This window comes from Pseudomonas sp. FH4 (assembly GCF_000510915.2).
Lineage (GTDB): Bacteria > Pseudomonadota > Gammaproteobacteria > Pseudomonadales > Pseudomonadaceae > Aquipseudomonas > Aquipseudomonas brenneri.
This window is the reverse complement of the sequence record NZ_AOHN01000044.1, coordinates 137,609-159,479: the sequence shown is the minus strand read 5'-3', so window position 1 is coordinate 159,479 and position 21,871 is coordinate 137,609. Positions and strand designations below refer to the sequence as shown.

Here is a 21,871-nt window from a genome sequence, read left to right as displayed (position 1 = left end):
ATTCCTCCATACATGCAAAAGCCCCACCCGAGGGTGAGGCGGTTTTCGCCGGCTTCCGAGTTACAGGAAGACAAACTTGGCGATGAAAATCGCGCACAGCACCCACAGGCTGATGGAAATTTCCTTGTACTTGCCAGTACCGGCCTTGAGGGCCACGTAGGTGATAAAACCCAGGGCGATGCCGTCGGCGACGGAAAAGGTCAAGGGCATCATGATCGCCGTGACAATCGCCGGGATGCTGTCGGTGGCGTCGTCCCATTCGATATGGGCCATGCCGCTCATCATCAGCATCGCCACATAAATCAATGCACCGGCCGTGGCATACGCGGGAATCATGCCCGCCAGCGGGGCGAAAAACATCGCTGCCACAAACAATACGCCCACGGTAACGGCGGTCAGCCCGGTGCGCCCGCCTGCGGCCACGCCCGCAGCGCTTTCCACATAACTGGTGACTGGTGGCACACCCACCACCGCACCAAACACGCTGGAGGCGCTGTCGGCTTTCAAGGCGCGCGAGAGGTTTTCGATCTTGCCGTCGGCGTTCACCAGCCCGGCGCGCTGGGCAACGCCCATCAGGGTGCCGGCAGTGTCGAACATGTGTACAAACAGAAATGCGAACACCACGCTGATCATGCTGACGTTGAACACGCCCATCACGTCCATCGCCATCCAGGTCGGTGCCAGGCTCGGCGGGGGCGCCACAATACCCTGGTAATGCACCAGGCCCAGGCCCCAGCCGGCCAGGGTAACGGCGATGATGCTGATCAGGATCGCACCGAACACCCGGTGATAACTGAGGATCGCGATCAGCAAAAAGCAGATGGCCGCCAACAGCGGAGCCGGTTCATGCAGGGAGCCGAGCTTGATCAGGGTGGCGGGGCTTGCAACGATGATGCCGGCGGTTTTCAGGCCGATCACCCCCAGAAACAGACCCACCCCCGCGCCCATGGCGTGGCGCAGGCTTACCGGGATGCTGTTGAGCAGCCATTCGCGGATGCGCGACAGCGTCAGAATCATGAACAACACGCCGGAGATAAATACCGCACCCAGCGCGGTCTCCCAGGTGTAGCCCATGGTGCCGACCACGGTGTAGGTGAAAAACGCATTCAAGCCCATGCCGGGAGCCAGGCCTACAGGCCAGTTGGCATACAGGCCCATCAACAGGCAGCCGAGAGCTGCGGCGATACAGGTCGCGACAAAGGCGGCGCCGTGGTCGATGCCGGCATCGGCCATGATGTTGGGGTTGACGAAGATGATGTAGGCCATGGTGATGAAGGTCGTGAGGCCGGCGATCAATTCGGTCTTCACTGTGGTGCCATGCAAGCTGAGTTTGAACAGGCGTTCCAGCCAGCCCTGCTTCACGGTTGAAAGGTGGGGCGGACTGCGATCCAGCGTAGGGGCGTCGGATTTATGGCTTTCCACAGCAAGTACTCCTCAAGAGTTTTATTGTTATTTCCAGCACCGGACACAGGGGTGGGCAGCGGTGCTTTGAGGTACCAGCGGGTTTTGTTGACCAGTAGGTCAGGAACTCGCACGAAGCGAATTATGCTTTTGTATACAAAGAAAGCAAATAATGTTTGCGATTATGTGTGCAAAAAAGATGAAAGGCCACTCTCAAGGCAGGGTCAGGGCCTTGTTCACCGCCAGCCAGCCATTCACTGCGTCCTCGCCGGCCTCGGCAAAGGCGCGCTGCAGCAACTTGACTTGCTCGCGGCGCAGGGCGTGTTCGAAGCGCTGGCCTTCTTCGGTCAATTGCAGCAGGCGCTTACGTTTGTCGGTGTCCGAGGCGATGCTGTCGACCAGGTGCATTTCCTGCAATTGGCGCAGTGGCATATTCAGCGCCTGCTTGCTCACCCCCAGCAGTTCCAGCAGTTGCTTGACGTTCAAGGCGGGGTAACGGGCGATAAAAAACACGATGCGCTGATGCACCCGGCTCAAGCCCCGGCGCTCCAGCATTTCATCGGCCTTGGCGGTGAAGGCCTGATAGCCGAAGAAGAACGCTTCCATGGCGGCTTGCTGCGAAGTCTGGTTTTTAAGGTCAAGCATATTGACGTATCTACCCGGGGCGTCGTAATTTCGGTCAACCAGTTTGACGTATTTCCCCCAGGCTTTGCTACCGGTGACCCTATGGCTTTCTCTGAACGTGTTTCGCGCCTTAAAAGCTCCTTGATCCGTGAGATCCTCGCGGCGGCCCAGCGCCCGGAGGTGATGTCATTCGCCGGAGGCCTGCCCGCCGAAGCCATGCTGCCGGCGCTGGATTGGCAGGGCATGCCGCCGGCCATGGGCCAGTACGGCATGAGCGAAGGCGAGCCGCAATTGCGCGAGTTGCTGGCGGCCGAAGCGCGAGCGCTGGGGGTGGCCTGCGAGGCCAGCCAGGTGTTGGTGGTCAGCGGCTCGCAGCAAACCCTGGACCTGGCGGCCAAGCTGTATATCGACCAGGGCACGCAGATCCTGCTGGAAGGTCCGACCTACCTGGCGGCCCTGCAGATCTTCCAACTGTTCGGCGCCGATTGCCTGACCGTGGAACTGGAAGCCGATGGCCCGGACCTGACGGCGCTGCGCAGCAATCTGGAACGCCATCGCCCGGCATTCATCTACTTGATCCCGACCTTCCAGAACCCTTCGGCGGTGCGCTACAGCGAAGCCAAGCGCGACGCCGTAGCGGCCTTGCTGGATGAGTTCGGCGTGACCCTGATCGAAGACGAGCCTTACCGCGAGTTGACCTTCGATGGCGCCAGTGCGCGGCCGATTGTCAGCCGGCTGCGCAAGGCCAGCTGGATCTACACCGGCACCGTATCGAAAACCCTGCTCCCCGGCTTGCGTGTCGGTTACCTGATCGCCAGCCCCGATTTGTTTCCCCATCTGCTCAAGCTCAAGCAGTCGGCGGACCTGCACACCAACCGCGTTGGCCAATGGCAGGCCATGCAGTGGATCGGCACCGAGCGCTACCAGCAGCACCTGGTGCAACTGCGCAGTTTTTACCGTGAGCGTCGTGATGGGTTCCAGGCGGCACTGAAGCGCCACTTCGATGAGCTGGCCGACTGGCAAGTGCCTCAGGGGGGATTATTCTTCTGGCTGACCTTGAAACAGCCCTTGGATACCCGCACCTTGTTGGCACCAGCGCTCGATCAGGACGTGGCGTTCATGCCCGGTGAACCGTTCTTTTCCGAGCCAGACCAGCACCATGGGCACCTGCGGCTCAATTTCAGCCACATCGACCCGGCGCGCCTGGACGAAGGTCTCAAGCGTCTCGCGGCGGTGGTCCGTCAAGCACAGCGCGCGCAAGCGGCATAAGGGGAGCTTCATGTACAAGGTTTATGGCGATTACCGCTCGGGCAACTGCTACAAGATCAAGTTGATGCTCAACCTGCTCGGCATCGCGTATGAGTGGGTGAATGTCGACATCTTGAATGGCGACACACAGACCGCCGAGTTCCTGGCGAAGAACCCCAACGGCAAGATCCCGGTGCTGGAACTGGAAGACGGCACTTGCCTATGGGAGTCCAATGCGATCCTCAACTTCCTCGCCGACGGCAGCGAATTCCTGCCCAGCGAGCCGCGCCTGCGCACGCAGGTGTTGCAATGGCAGTTTTTCGAGCAATACAGCCATGAGCCGTACATTGCAGTGGCGCGGTTTATCCAGCTTTACCTGGGCCTGCCGGACGATCGGCTGGAGGAGTACAAAACCACCCATAAAGGCGGCTACAAGGCGCTGAAGGTCATGGAAAAACAACTGCAAGCCACGCCGTACCTGGTGGGCGACCAGTATTCGATTGCCGACATTGCGTTGTATGCCTACACCCATGTGGCCCATGAAGGTGGCTTCGACCTGAGCCCCTACCCAGCCGTGCAAGCCTGGCTTGAGCGTGTGGCCAGCCACCCCAAGCACGTGCCGATGCTCGACTGATAGGCGCGGTCAAAATGTGGGAGCGAGCAAGCCCGCTCCCACATTTTGACCGCGTTTTCTGTCAGATCGCGGCGAAGCGCTTATCCAGGTAATCGATGATTACCTTGGAGTCATACATCCAGGTGGTCTGGCCGTTTTCTTCGATACGCAGGCACGGCACCTTGATCTTGCCACCTTGCGTCAGCAAAGCCTCGCGGTCCTGCTCGTTGTTCTTCGCATCCTTGAGCGCCACCGGCACATTCAGGCGGTGCAGGGTGCGGCGCGTCTTCACGCAGAACGGGCAGGCGTGGAACTGGTACAGGGTCAGGCCCTTGGCCGCTTCATTGACCTGCGCCTGTTGCTCGGCGCTGCGCTGTTTTTTACGTGGGCGGGTCAGGAAATCGCCCGCGATGATGACGTGGCCGAGGCCCACTCGAAGTGCTTTGACGAACATGGCTGAAACCTCTTGCCCATGACAGAAGGGGCCGCAGCTTACCTGATTTCCACGGGCGAAAAAAAACCGGCGATGAATGCCGGTTTTTCCTGGCGCCGCCGGTTACTTGATCAGGCTGAGGAACTCGCTGCGGGTGGCCGCGTTTTCGCGGAACTCACCCAGCATCACCGACGTGATCATCGACGAATTCTGCTTCTCCACACCGCGCATCATCATGCACATGTGCTTGGCCTCGATCACCACGGCAACGCCCAGGGCACCGGTCACCTGCTGGACCGCATCGGCGATCTGGCGGCTGAGGTTTTCCTGGATCTGCAGGCGACGGGCATACATGTCGACAATCCGCGCGACCTTCGACAGGCCCAGCACCTTGCCGCTCGGGATATAGGCGACATGGGCCTTGCCGATGAACGGCAGCAAGTGGTGTTCGCACAGCGAGTACAACTCGATGTCCTTGACCAGCACCATTTCGCTGCTGTCGGAGCTGAACAGGGCACCGTTGGTGACCTCTTCCAGTGTCTGCTCATAGCCGCGGCAAAGGTATTGCATGGCCTTGGCGGCACGTTTTGGCGTGTCGAGCAGGCCCTCGCGGGAGACGTCCTCGCCGATTTGGCCGAGGATCGCTGTGTAATTCTGTTCCAGGGACATGAAACTACCTGTGGGATTTTCGCAAAGTGCAAGGGTACGGTGGCCGGCAGATCGCTGCAAGCGTGGGTTACTCGTCACGCCCTTCGAGCATCGTGCGCTTGAGCATCACATACACCGCGCCGGCGCCGCCATGGCGCGGTTGGCAGGAGGTGAAGCCGAGCACTTGGGCATGCTGGCGTAGCCAGGTATTGACGTGGCTCTTGATCATGGGGCGCTTGCCGTCCAGGCGCACGGCCTTGCCGTGGGTGACGCGTACGCAGCGGATTTCGAATTTGGTGGCTTCGGCAAGGAAGGCCCAGAGGGTTTCCCGGGCCTTTTCCACGGTCATGCCATGCAGGTCGAGGCTGCCTTCGAACGGGATCTGCCCAGCCTTGAGCTTGCGCACCTGGCTTTCCTGGACCCCGTCGCGGGACCACATCAACTCGTCTTCGGGGCCGACGTCAATCACGAACTGGTCCGACAGGCCGTCCACCGTGGTGGCGTCAGTGCGCACCGTGGCCGCCTGGCGCAGTTTGGCGATCTGCGCGCGGTCGGCCTTGGGTTTGCCGGTATCGGCGCGGTCGTGCTTGATCGGCTTGACGCCGCGCAGCTCGTTTTTGAACAGGGAAAAATCGTCGTCTTGCATGGCAGCCTCCGCGAAGGGCGGGCAGTTTACCCAAATCAGCGCGGTTGATGCGGGACAAAACGCTATCAGTGCTCGATCAGTCGTGCTTTTTCATCAGGTGTGAGGCGATGTTCAGCGCCAGTGGTTCACGCATGCGGCGTCGGCAACGGCGCCACAACCAGACGCCGAGCCACAGGATCAACAGCCCGCCGACTAACAGCACCGCCGCACCGCCCGGGCTGGTATTGAGTTCGCCCAACGCAGGCGAGTGGCCAGACAGCGCGGCGCCACCGGCCAACGAGAGCAGCAAGCCAAACAGCGCGAGCAGCGCGGCAAACACCGCGCCCAGGCGCAAACGCCAGTTGCTCTGGCCCTTGGGGCGCAAGCGACGAGCGTCAAATCCATCGGATATCTTCATTCCGACCTTTCCTCCAGGGTATCGGCCCTTCGACCGGAAGATAAACAACTTGTTCCGGGCTGGGAGGCAATTGCGGTAAATGACAGGCTTTAGCGGATGAGCGGGGCCGCAAGATGGCCGCGCCGCTCATCGACAGGGCGATCAGATCAGATCTTGGGTCAAGGCGAGGGTGGCGAAGTTGTCGGCCATGATGGCCATTTCAGTTTGCTGGACATGTTCGGCGCTGAGGATGCCGCCCTTGTAAGGCAAATCGCGGGTGGCGCAGGCGTCTTCCACCAGGGTGCAGCGAAAGCCCAGGTTCTTCGCCGCGCGCACGGTGGTGCTGACGCTGGAGTGGCTCATGAAACCGCAGACGATCAAGTCCAGGGAGCCCAGGTCCTGTAGGGTTTTTTCCAGGGGCGTGCCGTGGAAGGCGCTGGGCAGCAACTTGCCGATGATGGTTTCGTCGTCTTGCGGTTCCAGGCCAGGAATGAACTCGCCGCGCTCGCCCTGAGGGTCGAACAGGCCGCCGACGGTGCCCAGGTGACGGACATGCACAATGGGGCGCCCGGCCTTGCGTGCGGCGGCGCTCAGTTGCTTGATGTTGTCTACCGCTGCGTCCATGCCCGACAAGGCGAGCGGGCCGCTCAAATACTCTTTCTGGGCATCGATGATCACAAGGGTCGCGTGGCTCAAATTGGCCGGTGCGTAACCGCGACCGCTGAGTTGAAACATCGTCTTTGGAACGGACATTCTGGGGCTCCTGTGAGTGGGGCTTTTGCGACATTGTCCTCTGGCTGAGCGGTTCTGTGAATCGCTACTAACGTAAGGTGCGCCGTTGTTGGCCTACAGCCATGTCAAGAGGGGGTGCTGTGTAGCAGAAAAACCTTGAATCAGGTTAACACTGACGTGCTGCAAAGGTTTTTCAGACATCGTCCGTACAGCTTAAGGCTGTTAGAATTGCCAGTCGTTTTTTCCTGGAGCTTGCCCCCGTGATCACTTCCCGCCTGCGCACCTTGCGCGACCATATCCGTTGGGCTGTCAGCCGTTTCCATGGGGAAGACCTGTTTTTTGGCCATGGTACCGACAATGCCTGGGACGAAGCCCGGCAATTGGTACTCGGTGCACTGCACCTGCCTTGGGAAATTGCCGACAGTTACCTGGACTGCAATCTGGAAGAAGAGGAAGTCGCCCATGTGCAGCGCTTGCTGCATCGCCGTATCCACGAGCGCGTGCCTACGGCCTACCTGTTGAAAGAGGCCTGGTTCTGCGGCATGTCGTTTATCGTGGACGAGCGTGTGCTGATCCCGCGCTCACCGATTGGCGAACTGATCGAAAACCGCTTCGAACCCTGGCTGGCCCAGCCGCCGGCGCGCATCCTTGATCTGTGCACCGGCTCCGGTTGCATCGGCATTGCCTGCGCCTACGAGTTCCAGGAGGCCGAAGTGGTGCTGGGGGACTTGTCCTACGAGGCGCTGGAAGTGGCCAACCAGAACATTGAGCGCCACGGCGCCGATGAGCGCGTCTACACCGTGCAGGGTGATGGCTTCGACGGTTTGCCCGGCCAGCGTTTTGACCTGATTGTGTCCAACCCGCCGTATGTCGATGCCGAGGATTTCGCCGACATGCCCGACGAATACCAGCACGAACCCGAGCTGGGCCTGGCCTGTGGTGATGACGGTTTGAACCTGGTGCGTCGGATGTTGGCCGAAGCGGCCGATCATTTGACCGAGAAGGGCTTGCTGATTGTCGAGGTGGGCAACAGCCAGGTGCACGTTGAAGCGCTGTACCCGGAAGTGGATTTTGCCTGGCTGGAATTCCAGAACGGTGGCCATGGCGTGTTCATGCTGACGGCGCAGCAGTGCCGGGAGCATCAGGCGGTGTTTGCCTCCAGGGTCTAGCCCGGCCCATGTAGGAGCAGGCTTGCCTGCGATGGCATCAACTCGGTGTAGCTGATACACCGAGTCGTCTGCATCGCAGGCAAGCCAGCTCCTACATTTGAGGTGCTTTGTTCAGTTAAACCGCGTTGTCAGCGGTGCGTCGCAATCCAGATCAGCAACCCCGCCTGGAACACGGTAAACGCCACCAGGCAGGTAATGGTGAAGCGCAAGCCGCTGTCTTCACGCTTGAACTTGATGACCTTTTCTTCTTCGTGGCGCAGTTTCACTTCCTGCTCCACCAGGTTCTGCTCGGCCTGTTGCAGCATCTGCGCCGCCTCCAGGATCTCCACGAACTGCACCTTCTCGGTGTTCCAACTGTCCAGCACCTCGCTGACCTTGCCCGGTTGCACATGGCCCTTCAGATGCTGGACATCGGCATAGGCCACGTCAAAACCCTGGATGCGCAAGAAGTGGTCGCGACGCAGGCGCGTGGCTTCGTTCAGTGCGTCCTTGTTCGCCAGGTCGACGCCGTCGACGCGATAGTGCGACCACTTCTTTTTCGCCCATGCGGCGCCCTGGGCGACCAGGAAACGGCCAAGGCCACGGTTTGCCGGTTCGATTTCCAGGCTGTTGCCCGGGCCGAAATGCACGCGGTGGGTGGCGTGGTCGACCCAGACATCGAGGTGATTCTGTTCGCGTCGCACCCGTTGGCTGGGCAATTGGATGACCATGCGCAGCAGGCTATGGTCCTTGTTGTTGCGTTCGGCGTAGCCAAACTGCACAAAGCGCAATGGCCGTGCACCCGTGGCGCGATCGGTGGCCAAGGGCGCCAGGCGCAGCATTTTGAAGTGTTCGGCCTCAACCTCCGCCCACGGCAGCGCAGCCGCTGCCGCCGTTTCGGTGTCGGCGGTGGTGTCGGCGGGAGGTTGCGGTACTGCTTCGGTGTTCGTCATTCGGCGCGATCCTGTCCAAGCCCTGCAAGTCGACAGGCTTTTTGCTGTCGACCCTGTGCTTATCGGCCGTTTTCTCCAGGACTGGAGGGTCAATAGTCGCTTATCGGGGGCGAAGTCCGTCGATAAAGCCAACCAGGCGCCTGCCCAGCGCATCGGCGAGGGGCAATTGCGGATCGTTGTAGGAATTCAGTTGCTGTTTCACGTCGTTGGGCACGATGCGCATGACGTGGTTCATGCCGGGAATCACCGCCAGTTCGGCGTCGGGTTTGGCCTCTTTGAGCTTTTCGGCATCGGCGACCCCCACTTGCAGGTCGGTGGTGCCCTGGACAATCAGCGCCGGCATCGTCAGGCGGGCGAAAGCCGCCGCAGGGTCTGCCCGAAACAGGCTAATCAGGTAAGGCTGAACGCTGGGACGGAAAATACTCTGCAACGGGCCGGGCACATCGGCATCGACCTGGCCGGCCTTGAGCCGATCCAGAATCTGGTTACTGCGCAGCAGCAGGGCAGGGGGCATGTGGTCGGCCAGTTGCTGGCGAATTACCTGGTCCACCGGGCGGGCACTGCCGGACAGGGAAATCACCCCGGCGGGGTCGAGTTCAGGCGCGGCCAGGGTCGCAACCAAGGCACCTTCACTGTGGCCCAGCACCACCAAGGGCCCGAAACGCGGGTCGGCCTTGAGCAATTTGCCCCAGGCCACGGCGTCGGCTACATAGGCATCCAGGGTCAGGTTGCGCTCGTCGGGCGTGGCCTTGAGGCTGGCGGCCACGCCGCGTTTGTCATAGCGCACGCTGGCGATGTTGTGCCGGGCCAGCACCCAGGCCAGGCGCTTGAGGCTGTCGTTGCGTGCACCGTCGGCGCTGTTGCCGTTGCGGTCGGTGGGGCCGGAGCCGGCAATGATCAGCACCACGGGCACGGGTTTGGCGGATTGGGGCAGCAGCAACGAGCCAAACAACTCGCCGCTGCCGGTGTCCAGGCTGATGGGGCGTTGCAGCACCACAGGCGCGGCGGCGTGGGCCACGGTACAGATCAGGGTGAGGGTGAACAGCAAAACTCGCAGCATCATCGCGCCATCATGAGGAAGGTGCCGGTTGGACCAACGTCTACCGGGAAGGTTTCGAGGATGAACTACTGGGTGAGCCTGCGTATACTGGCGCGCTTAGTTATCACGGTTGAGTTGATTCAACTGATTTCACGGAGCGCCCTGCATGTCCGGCAATACCTACGGCAAGCTGTTCACTGTCACCACCGCGGGCGAAAGCCATGGCCCGGCGTTGGTCGCCATTGTCGACGGCTGCCCGCCCGGCCTTGAGCTGTCCCTGGACGACCTGCAGCGCGACCTCGACCGCCGCAAGCCCGGCACCAGCCGCCACACCACCCAGCGCCAGGAGCCCGACGAAGTCGAAATCCTCTCCGGCGTGTTCGAAGGCCGCACCACCGGGTGCGCCATCGGCCTGTTGATCCGCAACACCGACCAGAAGTCCAAGGACTACTCGGCGATCAAGGACCTGTTCCGCCCGGCCCACGCCGACTACACCTACCACCATAAATACGGCGAGCGCGACTACCGTGGCGGTGGCCGCAGTTCGGCGCGGGAAACCGCGATGCGCGTGGCGGCCGGGGCCATCGCCAAGAAGTACCTGGCAACCCAGGGCATCGTGATTCGTGGCTACATGAGCCAACTGGGCCCGATTGAAATCCCGTTCAAGACCTGGGACAGCGTGCAAGACAACGCTTTCTTCAGCCCCGACCCGGACAAGGTGCCGGAACTGGAAGCCTATATGGACCAGTTGCGCCGTGACCAGGACTCGGTGGGCGCCAAGATCACCGTGGTCGCCGAAGGGGTGATGCCGGGCCTGGGCGAGCCGATCTTCGACCGCCTGGACGCCGAACTGGCCCACGCGCTGATGAGCATCAACGCGGTCAAGGGCGTGGAAATCGGCGCCGGTTTCGCTTGCGTGGCCCAGCGCGGCACCGAGCATCGCGATGAGCTGACCCCCGAAGGTTTTGTCAGCAACAATGCGGGCGGCATTCTCGGCGGTATCTCGTCCGGCCAGCCGATTGTGGCGCACCTGGCACTCAAGCCGACGTCGAGCATCACCACGCCGGGCCGTTCCATCGATGTGCATGGCAACCCGGTGGAGGTGATCACCAAGGGCCGCCATGACCCTTGTGTCGGGATCCGCGCCACGCCGATTGCCGAGGCAATGATGGCCATTGTGCTGATGGATCACCTGTTGCGTCACCGTGGGCAGAATGCCGATGTGCGTGTGAGTACCCCGGTGCTGGGCCAGCTGTGACGGTCTGACCGTGACAGCGCTCCCGTACTGGCGACTTTCCAGCTTCTATCTGTTCTATTTCGCCCTGCTGGGGGCGACGGCGCCATTCCTGGCGCTGTACTTCCATCATCTGGGGTTCTCCAGCGCGCGCATTGGTGAGCTGGTAGCGATCCCGATGCTGATGCGCTGCGTAGCTCCCAATATCTGGGGCTGGCTGGGGGACTACACCGGTCGGCGCCTGGCCATCGTGCGATTTGGCGCGGTGTGCACGTTGCTGAGCTTCTCGCTGATCTTCGTCAGCCAGAGCTATGCCTGGCTGGCGCTGGTGATGGCCCTGCATGCGTTCTTCTGGCATGCGGTGCTGCCACAGTTTGAGGTCATCACTCTGGCGCACCTGCAAGGCCAGACCTCGCGCTATAGCCAGGTCCGCTTGTGGGGCTCCGTCGGGTTTATCCTCGCAGTGGTTGCCTTGGGGCGATTGTTCGAGGCCTTGAGCCTGGATATCTACCCGGTGGCGATCGTGTTGATCATGGCCGGTATCATCGGTGCCAGTTTGTGGGTGCCCAATGCCCAGCCGGTTTCCACTGGCGATGGTGGGGTCGGCGACGGTTTCCTGCGGCAGTTGCGCAGCCCTGGTGTGCTGGCGTTTTATGCCTGTGTCGCCTTGATGCAAATGAGCCACGGCCCGTACTACACCTTCCTCACCCTGCACCTGGAAAACCTGGGCTACAGCCGTGGCGTGATCGGCCTGTTGTGGGCCCTTGGCGTAGTGGCGGAAGTGTTGATGTTCATGGCCATGAGCCGGATTCTCACGCGTTTCTCGGTGCGTCGGGTGCTGGTGGCCAGCTTTCTGTTGGCGGCGTTGCGCTGGTTGTTGCTGGGATCGTTCGCCGAGTTCCTGTGGGTGCTGCTGTTTGCCCAACTGCTGCATGCCGCGACCTTTGGCAGCTTTCATGCGGCGGCCATCCAGTTTGTGCAGCGTAGCTTCGGTGCGCGCCAGCAAGGCCAGGGTCAGGCTCTTTATGCTGCGCTGGCCGGTACGGGTGGTGCGCTGGGCGCCTTGTATTCCGGGTACAGCTGGAACCAACTGGGGCCCACCCTCACATTCAGTATTGCCAGCCTCGCGGCCTTGGCAGCCGCGTTGATCATGGCCGTGCGCTTGCCCGAGGAGCGGCCATGAGCCCGGTCCATCATCTGAATATTCTTACTGCCCGAGGACTCCTTTCATGAGCATTCTTTGCGTTTATCACGTCTCTACCCCGGACACCCCGAACAAAGTCTTGACCCACGTTGACGATATTGCCCAGACCCTGGCCGAGCAGGGTGTGGGTTTTGAACGCTGGCAGGCCAGCACCCGCGTGGAGGCCGGGGCCAGCACGGCTGAGGTGACGGCGGCGTACCAGGGGCAGATCGACAGCTTGATGACCGCAGAGGGCTACGCGCAGGTGGAGGTGTTGAGCGTGAGCCGCGAGCACCCGCAGCAGGATGGGGTGCGGGCGCGCTTGCGTGATGAACATCGCCATGACGCCGATGAAATCCGCCTGTTCGCTGCTGGGCGCGGGCTGCTTGGCCTGCACATCGACGACTATGTCTACACGGTGCTGTGCGAAAAACACGACCTGCTGCGCATACCGGCCGGCGTGCCACGCTGGTTTGATTTGGGAGAGGAGCCGCGAGTGGTCGCAATCAGCCTGTTCAAGACCGCGTCCGGGGCCGTGGCACACGTGACTGGCAGTGAGATCGCCCAAGGATTTCCTGGGCTGGATGATTGACGTTAGTTCACGATCTGCAAACTTATTCAATACACTTAAGTTGGATAAGTTTGTGGGAATGGACTCTATAGTTTGTAAGTTCCGGCTATTTGTCTGTGGGTCGATGTGTTAATCCCAGGCTTTGTGTAACTCTCCCGTCGCTGTGTACTTATCTGTCAATAGGAGGAGTCCGAATATTGGCAGTGCAAATCACTACGAGAGGGAGAGGCATGCATGAGCAGCCCAGAGGAGCCCACCCCATCCGTTGAGCCTGCGGCAAACGCGGCGGTGGATGTGTGTGAGCAGGCGTCCGACGACCGGGCTGGCGGCGCACCGTCGTTGCCGGATAAACCGCTGACGGTCAAAGAGTTGGAAATACTGCGCTGGGCCACGGAGGGCAAGACAGTGTGGGAAATCAGCCGTATACGTTGTGTCTCACAGGCCACGGTGAAGTTTCATCTGCGCAATATCTACTGCAAATTGCACGTCAATAACCGAGTCCAGGCGGTGAGCGAGGCGATCAAGCGCGGATTGTGCGGGTAAAAAAAGGGCCGTGAAGCATCACGGCTTCACGGCCCTGGGAAACTGACCTGCACTTATGCCGAGTGGTACGTCGGCAGGGCAAAGCGATTCTGACTTTGCAGCATCGAAATCTGTGGCAATTCGCTGGCCTGTTCTGCCAGGTCACGACGGATGGCGCTGATGACCCAGGTCAGTTGATCGGCGGTGTGCAGTTGCTGGTAGGAGATCGAGCGCTTGATCTGCTTGCCTTCGGTGTTACGCAAGGTCAGCAGGATGCCACCGTCAGGACGCGGTTGGGTGGTGACGTCGTAGCTGGAGAATACAGAAGCGAATTTGTCTTGGATCAGGCTCATGTCTATCGGCTCCATTGGCTCGTGTTGTGCGGCATGGAGTGATAGGTGCAGTGATTGTGCCAGTATTGTGATTTATAAAATATCCTTATAAATCAATGATTTACAAAAAATCAGCATTTTCGGTTTCGTGCAATATGCATGAATGGCCATCGTGCATCCTGCATTTTGCGCTATTGACCGGTGACGAGCGGTACTGGGGGGCGCCGTTCCCCGGGATACAAAACATTGCAAATCCTGCGTGTACAGCCAAGGAATGGCTGGCGTATTTTCCTGCAAGGCATTCAGGAACGGTCCTACACCGTATGAACGCCCGCGGGTCATACGAATAATAAGAAAAAGGACTTTTGTGCATGAGCAATCCGAACAGCGAGATGATCACCCTCGGCATGATGTTGCGTAAGGTGCCGACCATTGTCAGGGCCCTGCCACGATTGGTGCGCGGTATCCGCGTCGCCAATATCACGGACCCCGACCAGCCGTGCGGGCTGGGCTGGACCTTCGAACAGGCCACCCAGCGCAATCCCGAGGGTGCGGCCCTGTTGTACGGCGATCAGGTCCTCAGTTATCGCCAGGCCAACCAGCACGCCAACCGCATCGCCCATCACCTGCAGGCCCAAGGCATTGGCAAGGGCGATGTGGTCGCGCTGTTTATTGAAAACCGCCCCGAGCTGCTGCTGACCGTGCTGGCAGTGGCCAAGGTCGGCGGTATCTGCGCCATGCTCAACACCGCACAAACCCAGGCGGTGCTGGTGCACAGCCTGACCCTGGTGAACCCGGTGGCGATTGTTGTCGGTGCCGAACTGGTCGCAGCCTTTGACGCGGTGCGTGAGCAGGTGGCGATCGATCCGCTACGCACCTGGTATGTTGCCGATCAACAGGCGGTGCCGGTGCCTCACGGGTACATCGACCTGATGGCCGTCAGCGCGGACTGCTCGACGGATAACCCGGCCAGCAGCCAACAGATCTACTTCAACGACCCGTGCTTCTATATCTATACCTCCGGCACCACCGGTTTGCCCAAGGCCGGCATCTTCAAGCATGGCCGCTGGATGAAGTCCTCGGCCAGCTTCGGCACCATCGCCCTGGATATGGGGCCTGAGGATGTCGTCTATTGCACCCTGCCGCTGTACCACGCCACGGGGCTGTGTGTGTGCTGGGGCTCGGCGATTGCCGGCGCGTCGGGGTTTGCCATCCGCCGCAAGTTCAGCGCCAGCCAGTTCTGGGACGATGTGCGCAAATTCAACGCAACGACCCTGGGGTATGTCGGTGAGTTGTGCCGCTACCTGATCGACCAGCCGCCAAGCCCGCGCGACCGCGACAACCGCGTGGTGAAGATGATCGGTAACGGCTTGCGCCCCGGGGTGTGGGGGCCGTTCAAGGAGCGCTTTGGCGTCGATCATATCTGCGAACTGTATGCAGCCAGCGACGGTAATATCGGTTTCACCAATGTGCTGAATTTCGACAACACCATCGGCTTTTCCCTGATGCACTGGGCACTGGTGGACTACGCTCACGACACCTGCGAACCGATCCGTGGCAGCAACGGTTTTATGCGTGAAGTGCAGAAGGGCGGCCAGGGCCTGCTGCTGGCCAGGATCGACGACAAGGCGCCGTTCGATGGTTACACCGACCCGGAAAAGAACCGCAAGGTGGTGTTGAGCGACGTATTCGAAAAGGGCGATCGCTATTTCAACACCGGCGATCTGTTGCGCAGCATCGGCTTTGGCCATGCGCAGTTCGTCGACCGCCTGGGCGACACCTATCGTTGGAAGGGCGAGAACGTTTCCACCACCGAGGTGGAAAACATCTTCATGCAACACCCGCAGATCACCGAGGCGGTGGCCTACGGTGTGGAAATCGCCAACACCAACGGGCGGGCCGGGATGGCGGCGATTACCCCGACCGAATCCCTGGCAACCCTGGATATGCAGGCATTGCTGCAGTTCGCCCAGAGTCAGATGCCAGCCTATGCTGTGCCGCTGTTCCTGCGGGTCAAGGTGAAGATGGAAACCACCGGCACCTTCAAGTATCAGAAAGTGCGGCTCAAGGAAGAGGCGTTCGACCCGGCCAAGGTCGGTGATGACCCACTGTATGCCTGGCTGCCGGGCACTGATGCCTATGTTCCGGTGACCGGGCAGGTGTTGGCGGATATTCAGGGTGGAAAATATCGCTACTGACGGTATGTGATAGGGCACGACTATCGCGGCCTTCGGCAAAAAAGGGATGACAGGCGTACGGTTGCTCGGGAAACTGACGGCCTTACGAAACACCTTACAGGGAGCCGCAGATGTCAGATCAAGCCAAACAAATGACCGAAGAAGAAGCCGCCGAATTTGCCGAGCAGGTCTTCGACGTAGCTCGCCGGGGCGATGCCGCCATGTTGGCGGCACTGTTGGCCAAGGGCTTGCCGGTCAATCTGCGTAACCACAATGGCGATACCTTGTTGATGTTGGCGGCCTATCACGGGCATGCCGAGGCGGTGAAAGTGTTGCTGGAGTTCAAGGCCGACCCGCAGATGGCCAACGACAAAAACCAGTTGCCCATCGCCGGTGCTGCGTTCAAGGGCAACCTTGAGGTGGTCAAGGCGCTGATCGAAGGTGGCGCCCCGGTTGAAGGGGCATCTGCCGATGGCCGCACGGCACTGATGATGGCGGCGATGTTCAATCGCACCGAAATGGTCGAGTACCTGCTCAGCGTGGGGGCCAACCCCAAGGCTACGGATGCCCAGGGTGTAACCGCCCTGGTGGCCGCCCAGACCATGGGGGCTGTGGATACGACGGCGCAGTTGCAAAAACTGGTGTAGGCTTTGCGCCCTCAAAATCAGCCTCGCCACAGGATTCGCCCATGAACACCGCGCTCGTCGAACTCATCACTAAAATCAGTTCCGGTTGCCTGGGTGACGCCGAGATCGTGCAGATCGCCGACGAAGCCACCCAGGCCTACGCCGATGCCGAGGGATTTCTGGCGGCCAACCCTGATATCAACTACGACGACACCTTCCCCATCCCCCTGGGTGAGTGGATTGTGGTGGGCAGCCTGCCGGAAACGGTGCTGTTCCAGGCCGATACCTACCAGGAACTGTTCGCCCAGATCGTCGCGTCCTTTGGCCCCAGCGTTGCGTTCAACCTCAAGCCCAAGCAACTGGCCAAGACCGAGGCGCTGACTGCGCTCAATCGGATCCAGATCCAACTCGGCGCCATGAACCCGGAAAACGGCGGTTATACGCTGATGAATTTCAGCCAGTTGCTCGATGACGAAATCCAGGCGGTATTGGTGTATGGCAACGACGTACCACGGGTGCTGGAGTTGTGTGCCGAAGTCGGGATCAAGGGTGAGCCGTCCCTGGAGGCCCTGCGCATTGCATTGCACGTCTGAAATAAAACGGAACCCTCGCCAGGGCTGGCTATCCTAAGCAGGCAAGCCCTCACTTAGGAGCGACACCATGGGTTCCACATTTAACAGCCTGATCGGGTTGATCATCCTGGCGCTGGATATCTGGGCGATCATCAACGTCTTCAAAAGCGGCGCCGGGACCGGGGCCAAAGTGTTGTGGATCCTGTTGATCCTGTTCCTGCCGGTGCTGGGCCTGATTATCTGGGCCATTGCCGGGCCACGGGGCAATGTGCGGATCTGACCGACACACTCCATTTTTCGAGTGAGCACAGTAAATGTGGGAGCAAGCCCGCTCCCACAATTGCTTCTCCTGTGTTCTGAAGATTTGTGTGTCGAGATATTCGCTGGACAAAATTTTCACACTTCATCCAAGACAATTCCCCCGCTTTATTTTCCTGCCACGGCCCGTGTGTGCCGCCAGGAGCCCTGCGCGATGAGTAATCAATAGCGTTGCCGACGTTGATCGGGCACCATCTGCCCACCGCGTAATACCTGGACCCTGCGCCTTCATTGGCCGGGGCAGGACGCCGCTGCATTATTTCGCAACTTAAACTTCCAATGGGTCCTCAAACAACATGGCAAACCCGGACGCCCTGAATCAGCAGCGAGCTTCTAATCGCTTGCTGCAACCCACCGTCAAATCCCACCTGGCCTACACGCTGCTTTGCGCCCTGGTCATGATGGTGATGCTCTCCCTGCTGCGCCTCGGGCTGTTGGTGTACAACAGCGACATGATGCTCGATACCCCGGCCTCGACGTTCCTTGAAGCGTTCGTCAATGGCCTGCGCATGGACTTGCGTCTGGTGGTGTACCTGAGCATTCCGCTGATCCTGGCCCTGTTCAGTGTGCGCGCCATGGCTGCCCGCGGGTTCTTCCGGTTGTGGCTGACCGTGGTCTCCAGCATCGCGCTGTTCCTTGGCCTGATGGAGATGGACTTCTACCGCGAGTTCCACCAGCGCCTCAACGGCCTGGTCTTCCAGTACGTCAAGGAAGATCCGAAAACCGTGATGAGCATGCTCTGGTACGGCTTCCCGGTGGTGCGCTACCTGCTGGGTTGGGCGGTCGGTACGTTTATCCTGAGCATCGCCTTCAAGGGCGCCGACCGCGCGACGCGCCCGCGTGGCCCGTTCAGCGGTGGCACCGTCGGCACTCGCCAGGTTGCCCCGTGGTACAGCCGCATTGCGGTGTTCGTGGTCTGCCTGCTGATCGCCGTGGTCGCCGCACGCGGCACCCTGCGCCAGGGCCCGCCGATGCGTTGGGGTGACGTGTACACCACCGACTCCAACTTCGCCAACCACCTGGGCCTCAACGGTACGCTGTCGCTGATCGGTGCGGCCAAGGCGCGTTTCTCCGAGCATCGCGAGAACGTCTGGAAAGCCACCCTTGAGCAACCGCTGGCCACCCAGACCGTGCGCGACATGCTGGTACTGCCGGACGAGAAACTGGTGGATACCGACACTGCCGCCGTGCGCCGTGACTTCACGCCACCGGCCGAGAAGACCCTGCCGATCAAGAACGTCGTGGTGATCCTGATGGAAAGCTTCGCCGGTCACTCGGTGGGCGCGTTGGGCAGCAACGGCAAGATCACGCCGTACTTCGATGAGTTGACCAAGGAAGGCCTGCTGTTCGACCGTTTCTTCTCCAATGGCACCCATACCCACCAGGGCATGTTCGCCACCATGGCGTGCTTCCCGAACCTGCCAGGCTTCGAATACCTGATGCAGACCCCGGAAGGCAGCCACAAGCTGTCGGGCTTGCCGCAATTGCTCAGCGCCCGTGATTTCGACGACGTGTATGTCTACAACGGCGACTTCGCCTGGGATAACCAGTCGGGCTTCTTCAGCAACCAGGGCATGACCAACTTCATTGGCCGCAACGACTTCGTCGACCCGGTGTTCTCCGATCCGACCTGGGGCGTGTCCGACCAGGACATGTTCGACCGTGGCCTGCAAGAGTTGAAGGCGCGCGAAGGCGGCAAGCCGTTCTACGCACTGCTGCAAACCCTGTCCAACCATACGCCGTATGCCTTGCCGACACCGTTGCCAGTCGCGCCGGTCACTGACCGTGGCCGCCTCAACGAGCATTTGACGGCCATGCGTTACTCCGACTGGGCCTTGGGCCAGTTCTTCGAGAAGGCCCGCAAGGAGCCGTACTTCAAGGACACCCTGTTTGTGATCGTCGGCGACCATGGTTTCGGTAACGAGCAACAGATCACCGAAATGGACCTGGGCCGTTTCAACGTGCCGTTGCTGTTGATCGCACCGGGCGTGCAGGACAAGTTCGGCGTGCGTGACCACACCGTGGGTACGCAGATCGATATCGTGCCGACCATCATGGGGCGCCTGGGCGGTGAAACCCGTCACCAGTGCTGGGGCCGTGACCTGCTCAACTTGCCGGAAGGCGACAAGGGCTTTGGCGTGATCAAGCCATCGGGCAGCGACCAGACCGTGGCCTTGCTCACCGCTGACCGCGTGTTGGTACTGCCCAAGGAAATGCCACCGAAGCTGTGGCAATACGAACTGGGTGCCAACCCTACTGGCAAGGTGATCCCTGAGTCGGCGGATGAGGCGCAACTTAAGCAGAAACTTGAGTCGTTCCTGCAAACTGCTACCAAGAGCCTGTTGGATAACACCGCAGGCGTGGTAGACGGCAAGCCGGACTAATCGTCGCCAATAAAAAAGAGGCCTTCTTCAAGGCCTCTTTTTTTTGCATCTTTTTCTGTAGGAGCGAGCTTGCTCGCGAAGAACTCAGAGCCGGCACGTTTATCCTGAAGAAACGCATTGCCTGGGTGTTATTCGCGAGCAAGCTCGCTCCTACAGTTATGGGTTACAGCCGTTATATCTTGCCCAGCAGCAACAGGATCAACAGCACCACCAGCACCGTACCGAGAATGCCCGATGGCCCATAACCCCAGTTGCGTGAGTGCGGGAACACCGGCAGGCCGCCGACCAGCAGGAGGATCAGAACAATGATAAGAATGAGGCTCATAGTGTGTTTTCCTTATTCGTCTTCTGAGAAATACCTGAGTATCAAGTGATAGCGCCGGTCATTTAAAACGGCTGCCTTAATTGATCCGACTCCTGCACTTTGCAGAAAATTCCCTGTTTTTTTAACTCGATTTGGCTACTGGTTTATTTCTTTTTTAATTGTTGTGCTGCTTCGCACTTAGTTTGAAAAGATTGAACTTACCCCGTGCTCCGGCATCCGACCGGGCCTTTGGTTTGCTTCGGGCATTCAGCAACTTGATGGTGCATGGGTCGATGAATAACCTTCGCTACACTGGCGCGTACTTCTTCCCTGAACCACAAGGCTACTTCCTATGCAAAATCGCATGATGATCACCGGCGCTGGATCTGGCCTGGGTCGCGAAATCGCTCTGCGCTGGGCCCGGGAGGGCTGGCAACTGGCCTTGTCGGATGTCAGCGAGCCGGGCTTGCAGGAAACCCTGGCGCTGGTGCGCCAGGCCGGTGGCGACGGGTTTATCCAGCGGTGTGATGTGCGTGACTACAGCCAGCTCACGGCCTTTGCCCAGGCCTGCGAAGTCAAGCTGGGCGGTATCGATGTGATCGTCAACAACGCCGGGGTTGCCTCCGGTGGGTTCTTCAGCGAATTGTCCCTGGAAGACTGGGACTGGCAGATCGCAATCAACCTCATGGGCGTGGTCAAGGGCTGCAAGGCTTTCCTGCCGCTGCTGGAAAAGAGCAAGGGCCGCATCATCAACATCGCCTCCATGGCTGCCTTGATGCAAGGCCCGGCCATGAGCAACTACAACGTGGCCAAGGCCGGCGTGGTGGCGCTCTCGGAAAGCCTGCTGGTGGAGCTCAAGCAACAGGAGGTCGGGGTGCACGTGGTTTGCCCGTCGTTCTTCCAGACCAACCTGCTGGATTCGTTCCGTGGCCCGACGCCTGCGATGAAGGCCCAGGTCGGTAAATTGCTGGAAAGCTCGCCGATCAGTGCGGCAGACATTGCCGATTACATCTACCAGCGTGTGGCCGAGGGTGAGTTCATGATCCTGCCCCACGAGCAAGGGCGGATGGCCTGGGCACTGAAGCAGAAAAATCCGCAGTTGCTGTATGACGAGATGACCAGCATGTCGGAGAAAATGCGCGCCAAGGCGCAGTCGGTCAAAGGCTGATAGATATAAACAATATGTTTATATTTTTGCGGTCCTGCTTGGCTATTTGATATTTGTCTGTCAGTAAAACAAACCCTAGGTTGTAGGGAAGATCTGTTTATTTGGCAGGTCATTGATGGCTCGTAGGGGAGGGAGCATGGTCGATGTCCGGTAATTTTCCAAAGGACAAACACCATGCTGGTACTTAGCCGCGCGGTAGGCGAAATCATTTCCATCGGCGATCACATCACCCTGCGGATCCTGGAGGTCAACAACCTCCAGGTGAAACTCGGCGTGGAAGCGCCGACAGGGGTCAACGTGCACCGGGCGGAGGTCTATGAAAGGATCCGCCACCAGCAGGCAAACCCGGTATCCGTGCCTAATCCCTAGTCAAACAGGTGCTTGGGCACATCGTGCTTGAGCATCAATTGGCACTGTTCACTCTCAGGGTCGAAAACGATCAGCGCCTGGCCCTTGGTCAACGCCTGGCGTACGCGCAATACGCGGGTTTCCAGGGGCGTGTCGTCGCCGTTATCGGTGCCGTCGCGGGTCACGAAGTCTTCGATGAGGCGGGTCAGGGTGTCGACTTCAAGTGCATCGTGGGGAATCAGCATACAAGCCTCAAATGATTGATCCCGGC

26 protein-coding genes are annotated in these 21,871 nt (G+C 60.0%); 14 read left to right on the top strand and 12 right to left on the bottom strand.

Annotated elements, in window-relative coordinates:
• Window positions 1–60: 60 nt before the first annotated feature.
• Together H097_RS25055 and H097_RS25050 are read right to left on the bottom strand one after the other, a co-directional pair.
• A complete protein-coding gene (locus H097_RS25055; protein WP_223232712.1) occupies window positions 61–1,392 on the bottom strand; it encodes an NCS2 family permease in 1,332 nt (443 codons plus the stop codon).
• A gap of 222 nt (window positions 1,393–1,614) precedes the next feature.
• A complete protein-coding gene (locus H097_RS25050) occupies window positions 1,615–2,046 on the bottom strand; it encodes a MarR family transcriptional regulator (protein WP_032863243.1) in 432 nt (143 codons plus the stop codon).
• An 81-nt stretch (window positions 2,047–2,127) separates the two neighbouring features.
• On the opposite strand from H097_RS25050, the gene H097_RS25045 reads away from it, so the two are divergent.
• Together H097_RS25045 and H097_RS25040 are read left to right on the top strand one after the other, a co-directional pair.
• The gene (locus tag H097_RS25045) at window positions 2,128–3,294 is read left to right on the top strand and encodes a PLP-dependent aminotransferase family protein (RefSeq protein WP_032863242.1); all 1,167 of its coding nucleotides are present in this window, start codon (window positions 2,128–2,130) and stop codon (window positions 3,292–3,294) included.
• Between the two features lie 10 nt (window positions 3,295–3,304).
• A complete protein-coding gene (locus H097_RS25040; RefSeq protein WP_032863241.1) occupies window positions 3,305–3,907 on the top strand; it encodes a glutathione S-transferase family protein in 603 nt (200 codons plus the stop codon).
• 61 nt (window positions 3,908–3,968) lie between these two features.
• Here the strand turns inward: H097_RS25040 and H097_RS25035 are convergent, their stop codons facing one another.
• From H097_RS25035 to H097_RS25015, 5 genes are all read right to left on the bottom strand, one after another.
• Window positions 3,969–4,340 (bottom strand): glutathione S-transferase N-terminal domain-containing protein, encoded by a 372-nt coding sequence (locus H097_RS25035; protein ID WP_032863240.1) that lies wholly within the window; start codon window positions 4,338–4,340, stop codon window positions 3,969–3,971.
• A gap of 102 nt (window positions 4,341–4,442) precedes the next feature.
• Complete coding sequence (gene folE / locus H097_RS25030) at window positions 4,443–4,988, bottom strand: GTP cyclohydrolase I FolE (protein ID WP_032863239.1); 546 nt, start codon at window positions 4,986–4,988, stop codon at window positions 4,443–4,445.
• A 67-nt stretch (window positions 4,989–5,055) separates the two neighbouring features.
• Window positions 5,056–5,613, bottom strand: a complete 558-nt coding sequence (locus tag H097_RS25025) for a Smr/MutS family protein (protein WP_032863238.1) — start codon at window positions 5,611–5,613, stop codon at window positions 5,056–5,058.
• 76 nt (window positions 5,614–5,689) lie between these two features.
• Entirely contained in the window at window positions 5,690–6,010 is a 321-nt protein-coding gene (locus H097_RS25020) for a hypothetical protein (protein ID WP_032863237.1), read from the bottom strand.
• Between the two features lie 141 nt (window positions 6,011–6,151).
• Window positions 6,152–6,742, bottom strand: a complete 591-nt coding sequence (locus H097_RS25015; RefSeq protein ID WP_032863236.1) for a cysteine hydrolase family protein — start codon at window positions 6,740–6,742, stop codon at window positions 6,152–6,154.
• A gap of 239 nt (window positions 6,743–6,981) precedes the next feature.
• Here H097_RS25015 and prmB point away from each other — a divergent pair, with 239 nt between their 5' ends.
• On the top strand, window positions 6,982–7,890 hold the full coding sequence (prmB, locus tag H097_RS25010) for a 50S ribosomal protein L3 N(5)-glutamine methyltransferase (protein WP_032863235.1): 909 nt from the start codon (window positions 6,982–6,984) through the stop codon (window positions 7,888–7,890).
• Between the two features lie 128 nt (window positions 7,891–8,018).
• On the opposite strand, the gene H097_RS25005 is transcribed toward prmB, so the two are convergent.
• Both H097_RS25005 and H097_RS25000 read right to left on the bottom strand, forming a co-directional pair.
• Complete coding sequence (locus H097_RS25005; RefSeq protein WP_032863234.1) at window positions 8,019–8,822, bottom strand: hypothetical protein; 804 nt, start codon at window positions 8,820–8,822, stop codon at window positions 8,019–8,021.
• Window positions 8,823–8,922: 100 nt separating this feature from the next.
• Window positions 8,923–9,885, bottom strand: a complete 963-nt coding sequence (locus tag H097_RS25000) for an alpha/beta fold hydrolase (RefSeq protein ID WP_032863233.1) — start codon at window positions 9,883–9,885, stop codon at window positions 8,923–8,925.
• Window positions 9,886–10,027: 142 nt separating this feature from the next.
• Here H097_RS25000 and aroC point away from each other — a divergent pair, with 142 nt between their 5' ends.
• From aroC to H097_RS24980, 4 genes are all read left to right on the top strand, one after another.
• Window positions 10,028–11,119 carry a chorismate synthase gene (aroC, locus tag H097_RS24995; RefSeq protein WP_032863232.1) on the top strand — a complete coding sequence of 364 codons (1,092 nt, stop codon included), beginning with the start codon at window positions 10,028–10,030 and terminating at the stop codon, window positions 11,117–11,119.
• 10 nt (window positions 11,120–11,129) lie between these two features.
• Complete coding sequence (locus H097_RS24990; protein ID WP_032863231.1) at window positions 11,130–12,278, top strand: MFS transporter; 1,149 nt, start codon at window positions 11,130–11,132, stop codon at window positions 12,276–12,278.
• Between the two features lie 46 nt (window positions 12,279–12,324).
• Window positions 12,325–12,870, top strand: coding sequence for an acireductone dioxygenase (locus H097_RS24985; protein ID WP_032863229.1), 546 nt, complete (start codon window positions 12,325–12,327; stop codon window positions 12,868–12,870).
• Window positions 12,871–13,083: 213 nt separating this feature from the next.
• Window positions 13,084–13,392 (top strand): helix-turn-helix transcriptional regulator, encoded by a 309-nt coding sequence (locus H097_RS24980; RefSeq protein ID WP_082445671.1) that lies wholly within the window; start codon window positions 13,084–13,086, stop codon window positions 13,390–13,392.
• Window positions 13,393–13,445: 53 nt separating this feature from the next.
• Here the strand turns inward: H097_RS24980 and H097_RS24975 are convergent, their stop codons facing one another.
• On the bottom strand, window positions 13,446–13,724 hold the full coding sequence (locus H097_RS24975) for a DUF3509 domain-containing protein (protein ID WP_032863228.1): 279 nt from the start codon (window positions 13,722–13,724) through the stop codon (window positions 13,446–13,448).
• A 350-nt stretch (window positions 13,725–14,074) separates the two neighbouring features.
• Here H097_RS24975 and H097_RS24970 point away from each other — a divergent pair, with 350 nt between their 5' ends.
• The 5 genes from H097_RS24970 to H097_RS24950 all read left to right on the top strand — a co-directional run bounded on the left by H097_RS24970 (window position 14,075) and on the right by H097_RS24950 (window position 19,780).
• Window positions 14,075–15,901, top strand: a complete 1,827-nt coding sequence (locus H097_RS24970; RefSeq protein ID WP_032863227.1) for a long-chain-acyl-CoA synthetase — start codon at window positions 14,075–14,077, stop codon at window positions 15,899–15,901.
• Between the two features lie 110 nt (window positions 15,902–16,011).
• Complete coding sequence (locus tag H097_RS24965) at window positions 16,012–16,527, top strand: ankyrin repeat domain-containing protein (protein WP_032863225.1); 516 nt, start codon at window positions 16,012–16,014, stop codon at window positions 16,525–16,527.
• 41 nt (window positions 16,528–16,568) lie between these two features.
• Window positions 16,569–17,099: a hypothetical protein gene (locus H097_RS24960; protein ID WP_032863223.1), complete on the top strand. Its 531-nt coding sequence runs from the start codon at window positions 16,569–16,571 to the stop codon at window positions 17,097–17,099.
• A gap of 67 nt (window positions 17,100–17,166) precedes the next feature.
• Entirely contained in the window at window positions 17,167–17,358 is a 192-nt protein-coding gene (locus H097_RS24955) for a PLD nuclease N-terminal domain-containing protein (RefSeq protein ID WP_032863221.1), read from the top strand.
• Between the two features lie 334 nt (window positions 17,359–17,692).
• Window positions 17,693–19,780, top strand: a complete 2,088-nt coding sequence (locus tag H097_RS24950; RefSeq protein ID WP_032863218.1) for an LTA synthase family protein — start codon at window positions 17,693–17,695, stop codon at window positions 19,778–19,780.
• A gap of 172 nt (window positions 19,781–19,952) precedes the next feature.
• Here H097_RS24950 and H097_RS28050 read toward each other — a convergent pair whose 3' ends face one another.
• Window positions 19,953–20,105, bottom strand: coding sequence for a DUF3309 family protein (locus H097_RS28050; RefSeq protein WP_032863216.1), 153 nt, complete (start codon window positions 20,103–20,105; stop codon window positions 19,953–19,955).
• A 331-nt stretch (window positions 20,106–20,436) separates the two neighbouring features.
• Here H097_RS28050 and H097_RS24945 point away from each other — a divergent pair, with 331 nt between their 5' ends.
• Entirely contained in the window at window positions 20,437–21,252 is an 816-nt protein-coding gene (locus tag H097_RS24945; protein WP_032863214.1) for an SDR family oxidoreductase, read from the top strand.
• Window positions 21,253–21,426: 174 nt separating this feature from the next.
• A complete protein-coding gene (gene csrA / locus H097_RS24940) occupies window positions 21,427–21,621 on the top strand; it encodes a carbon storage regulator CsrA (RefSeq protein WP_032863212.1) in 195 nt (64 codons plus the stop codon).
• On the opposite strand, the gene H097_RS24935 is transcribed toward csrA, so the two are convergent.
• The gene (locus tag H097_RS24935; protein WP_003172962.1) at window positions 21,618–21,845 is read right to left on the bottom strand and encodes a YheU family protein; all 228 of its coding nucleotides are present in this window, start codon (window positions 21,843–21,845) and stop codon (window positions 21,618–21,620) included. The genes csrA and H097_RS24935 overlap by 4 nt on opposite strands.
• Between the last annotated feature and the right edge of the window lie 26 nt (window positions 21,846–21,871).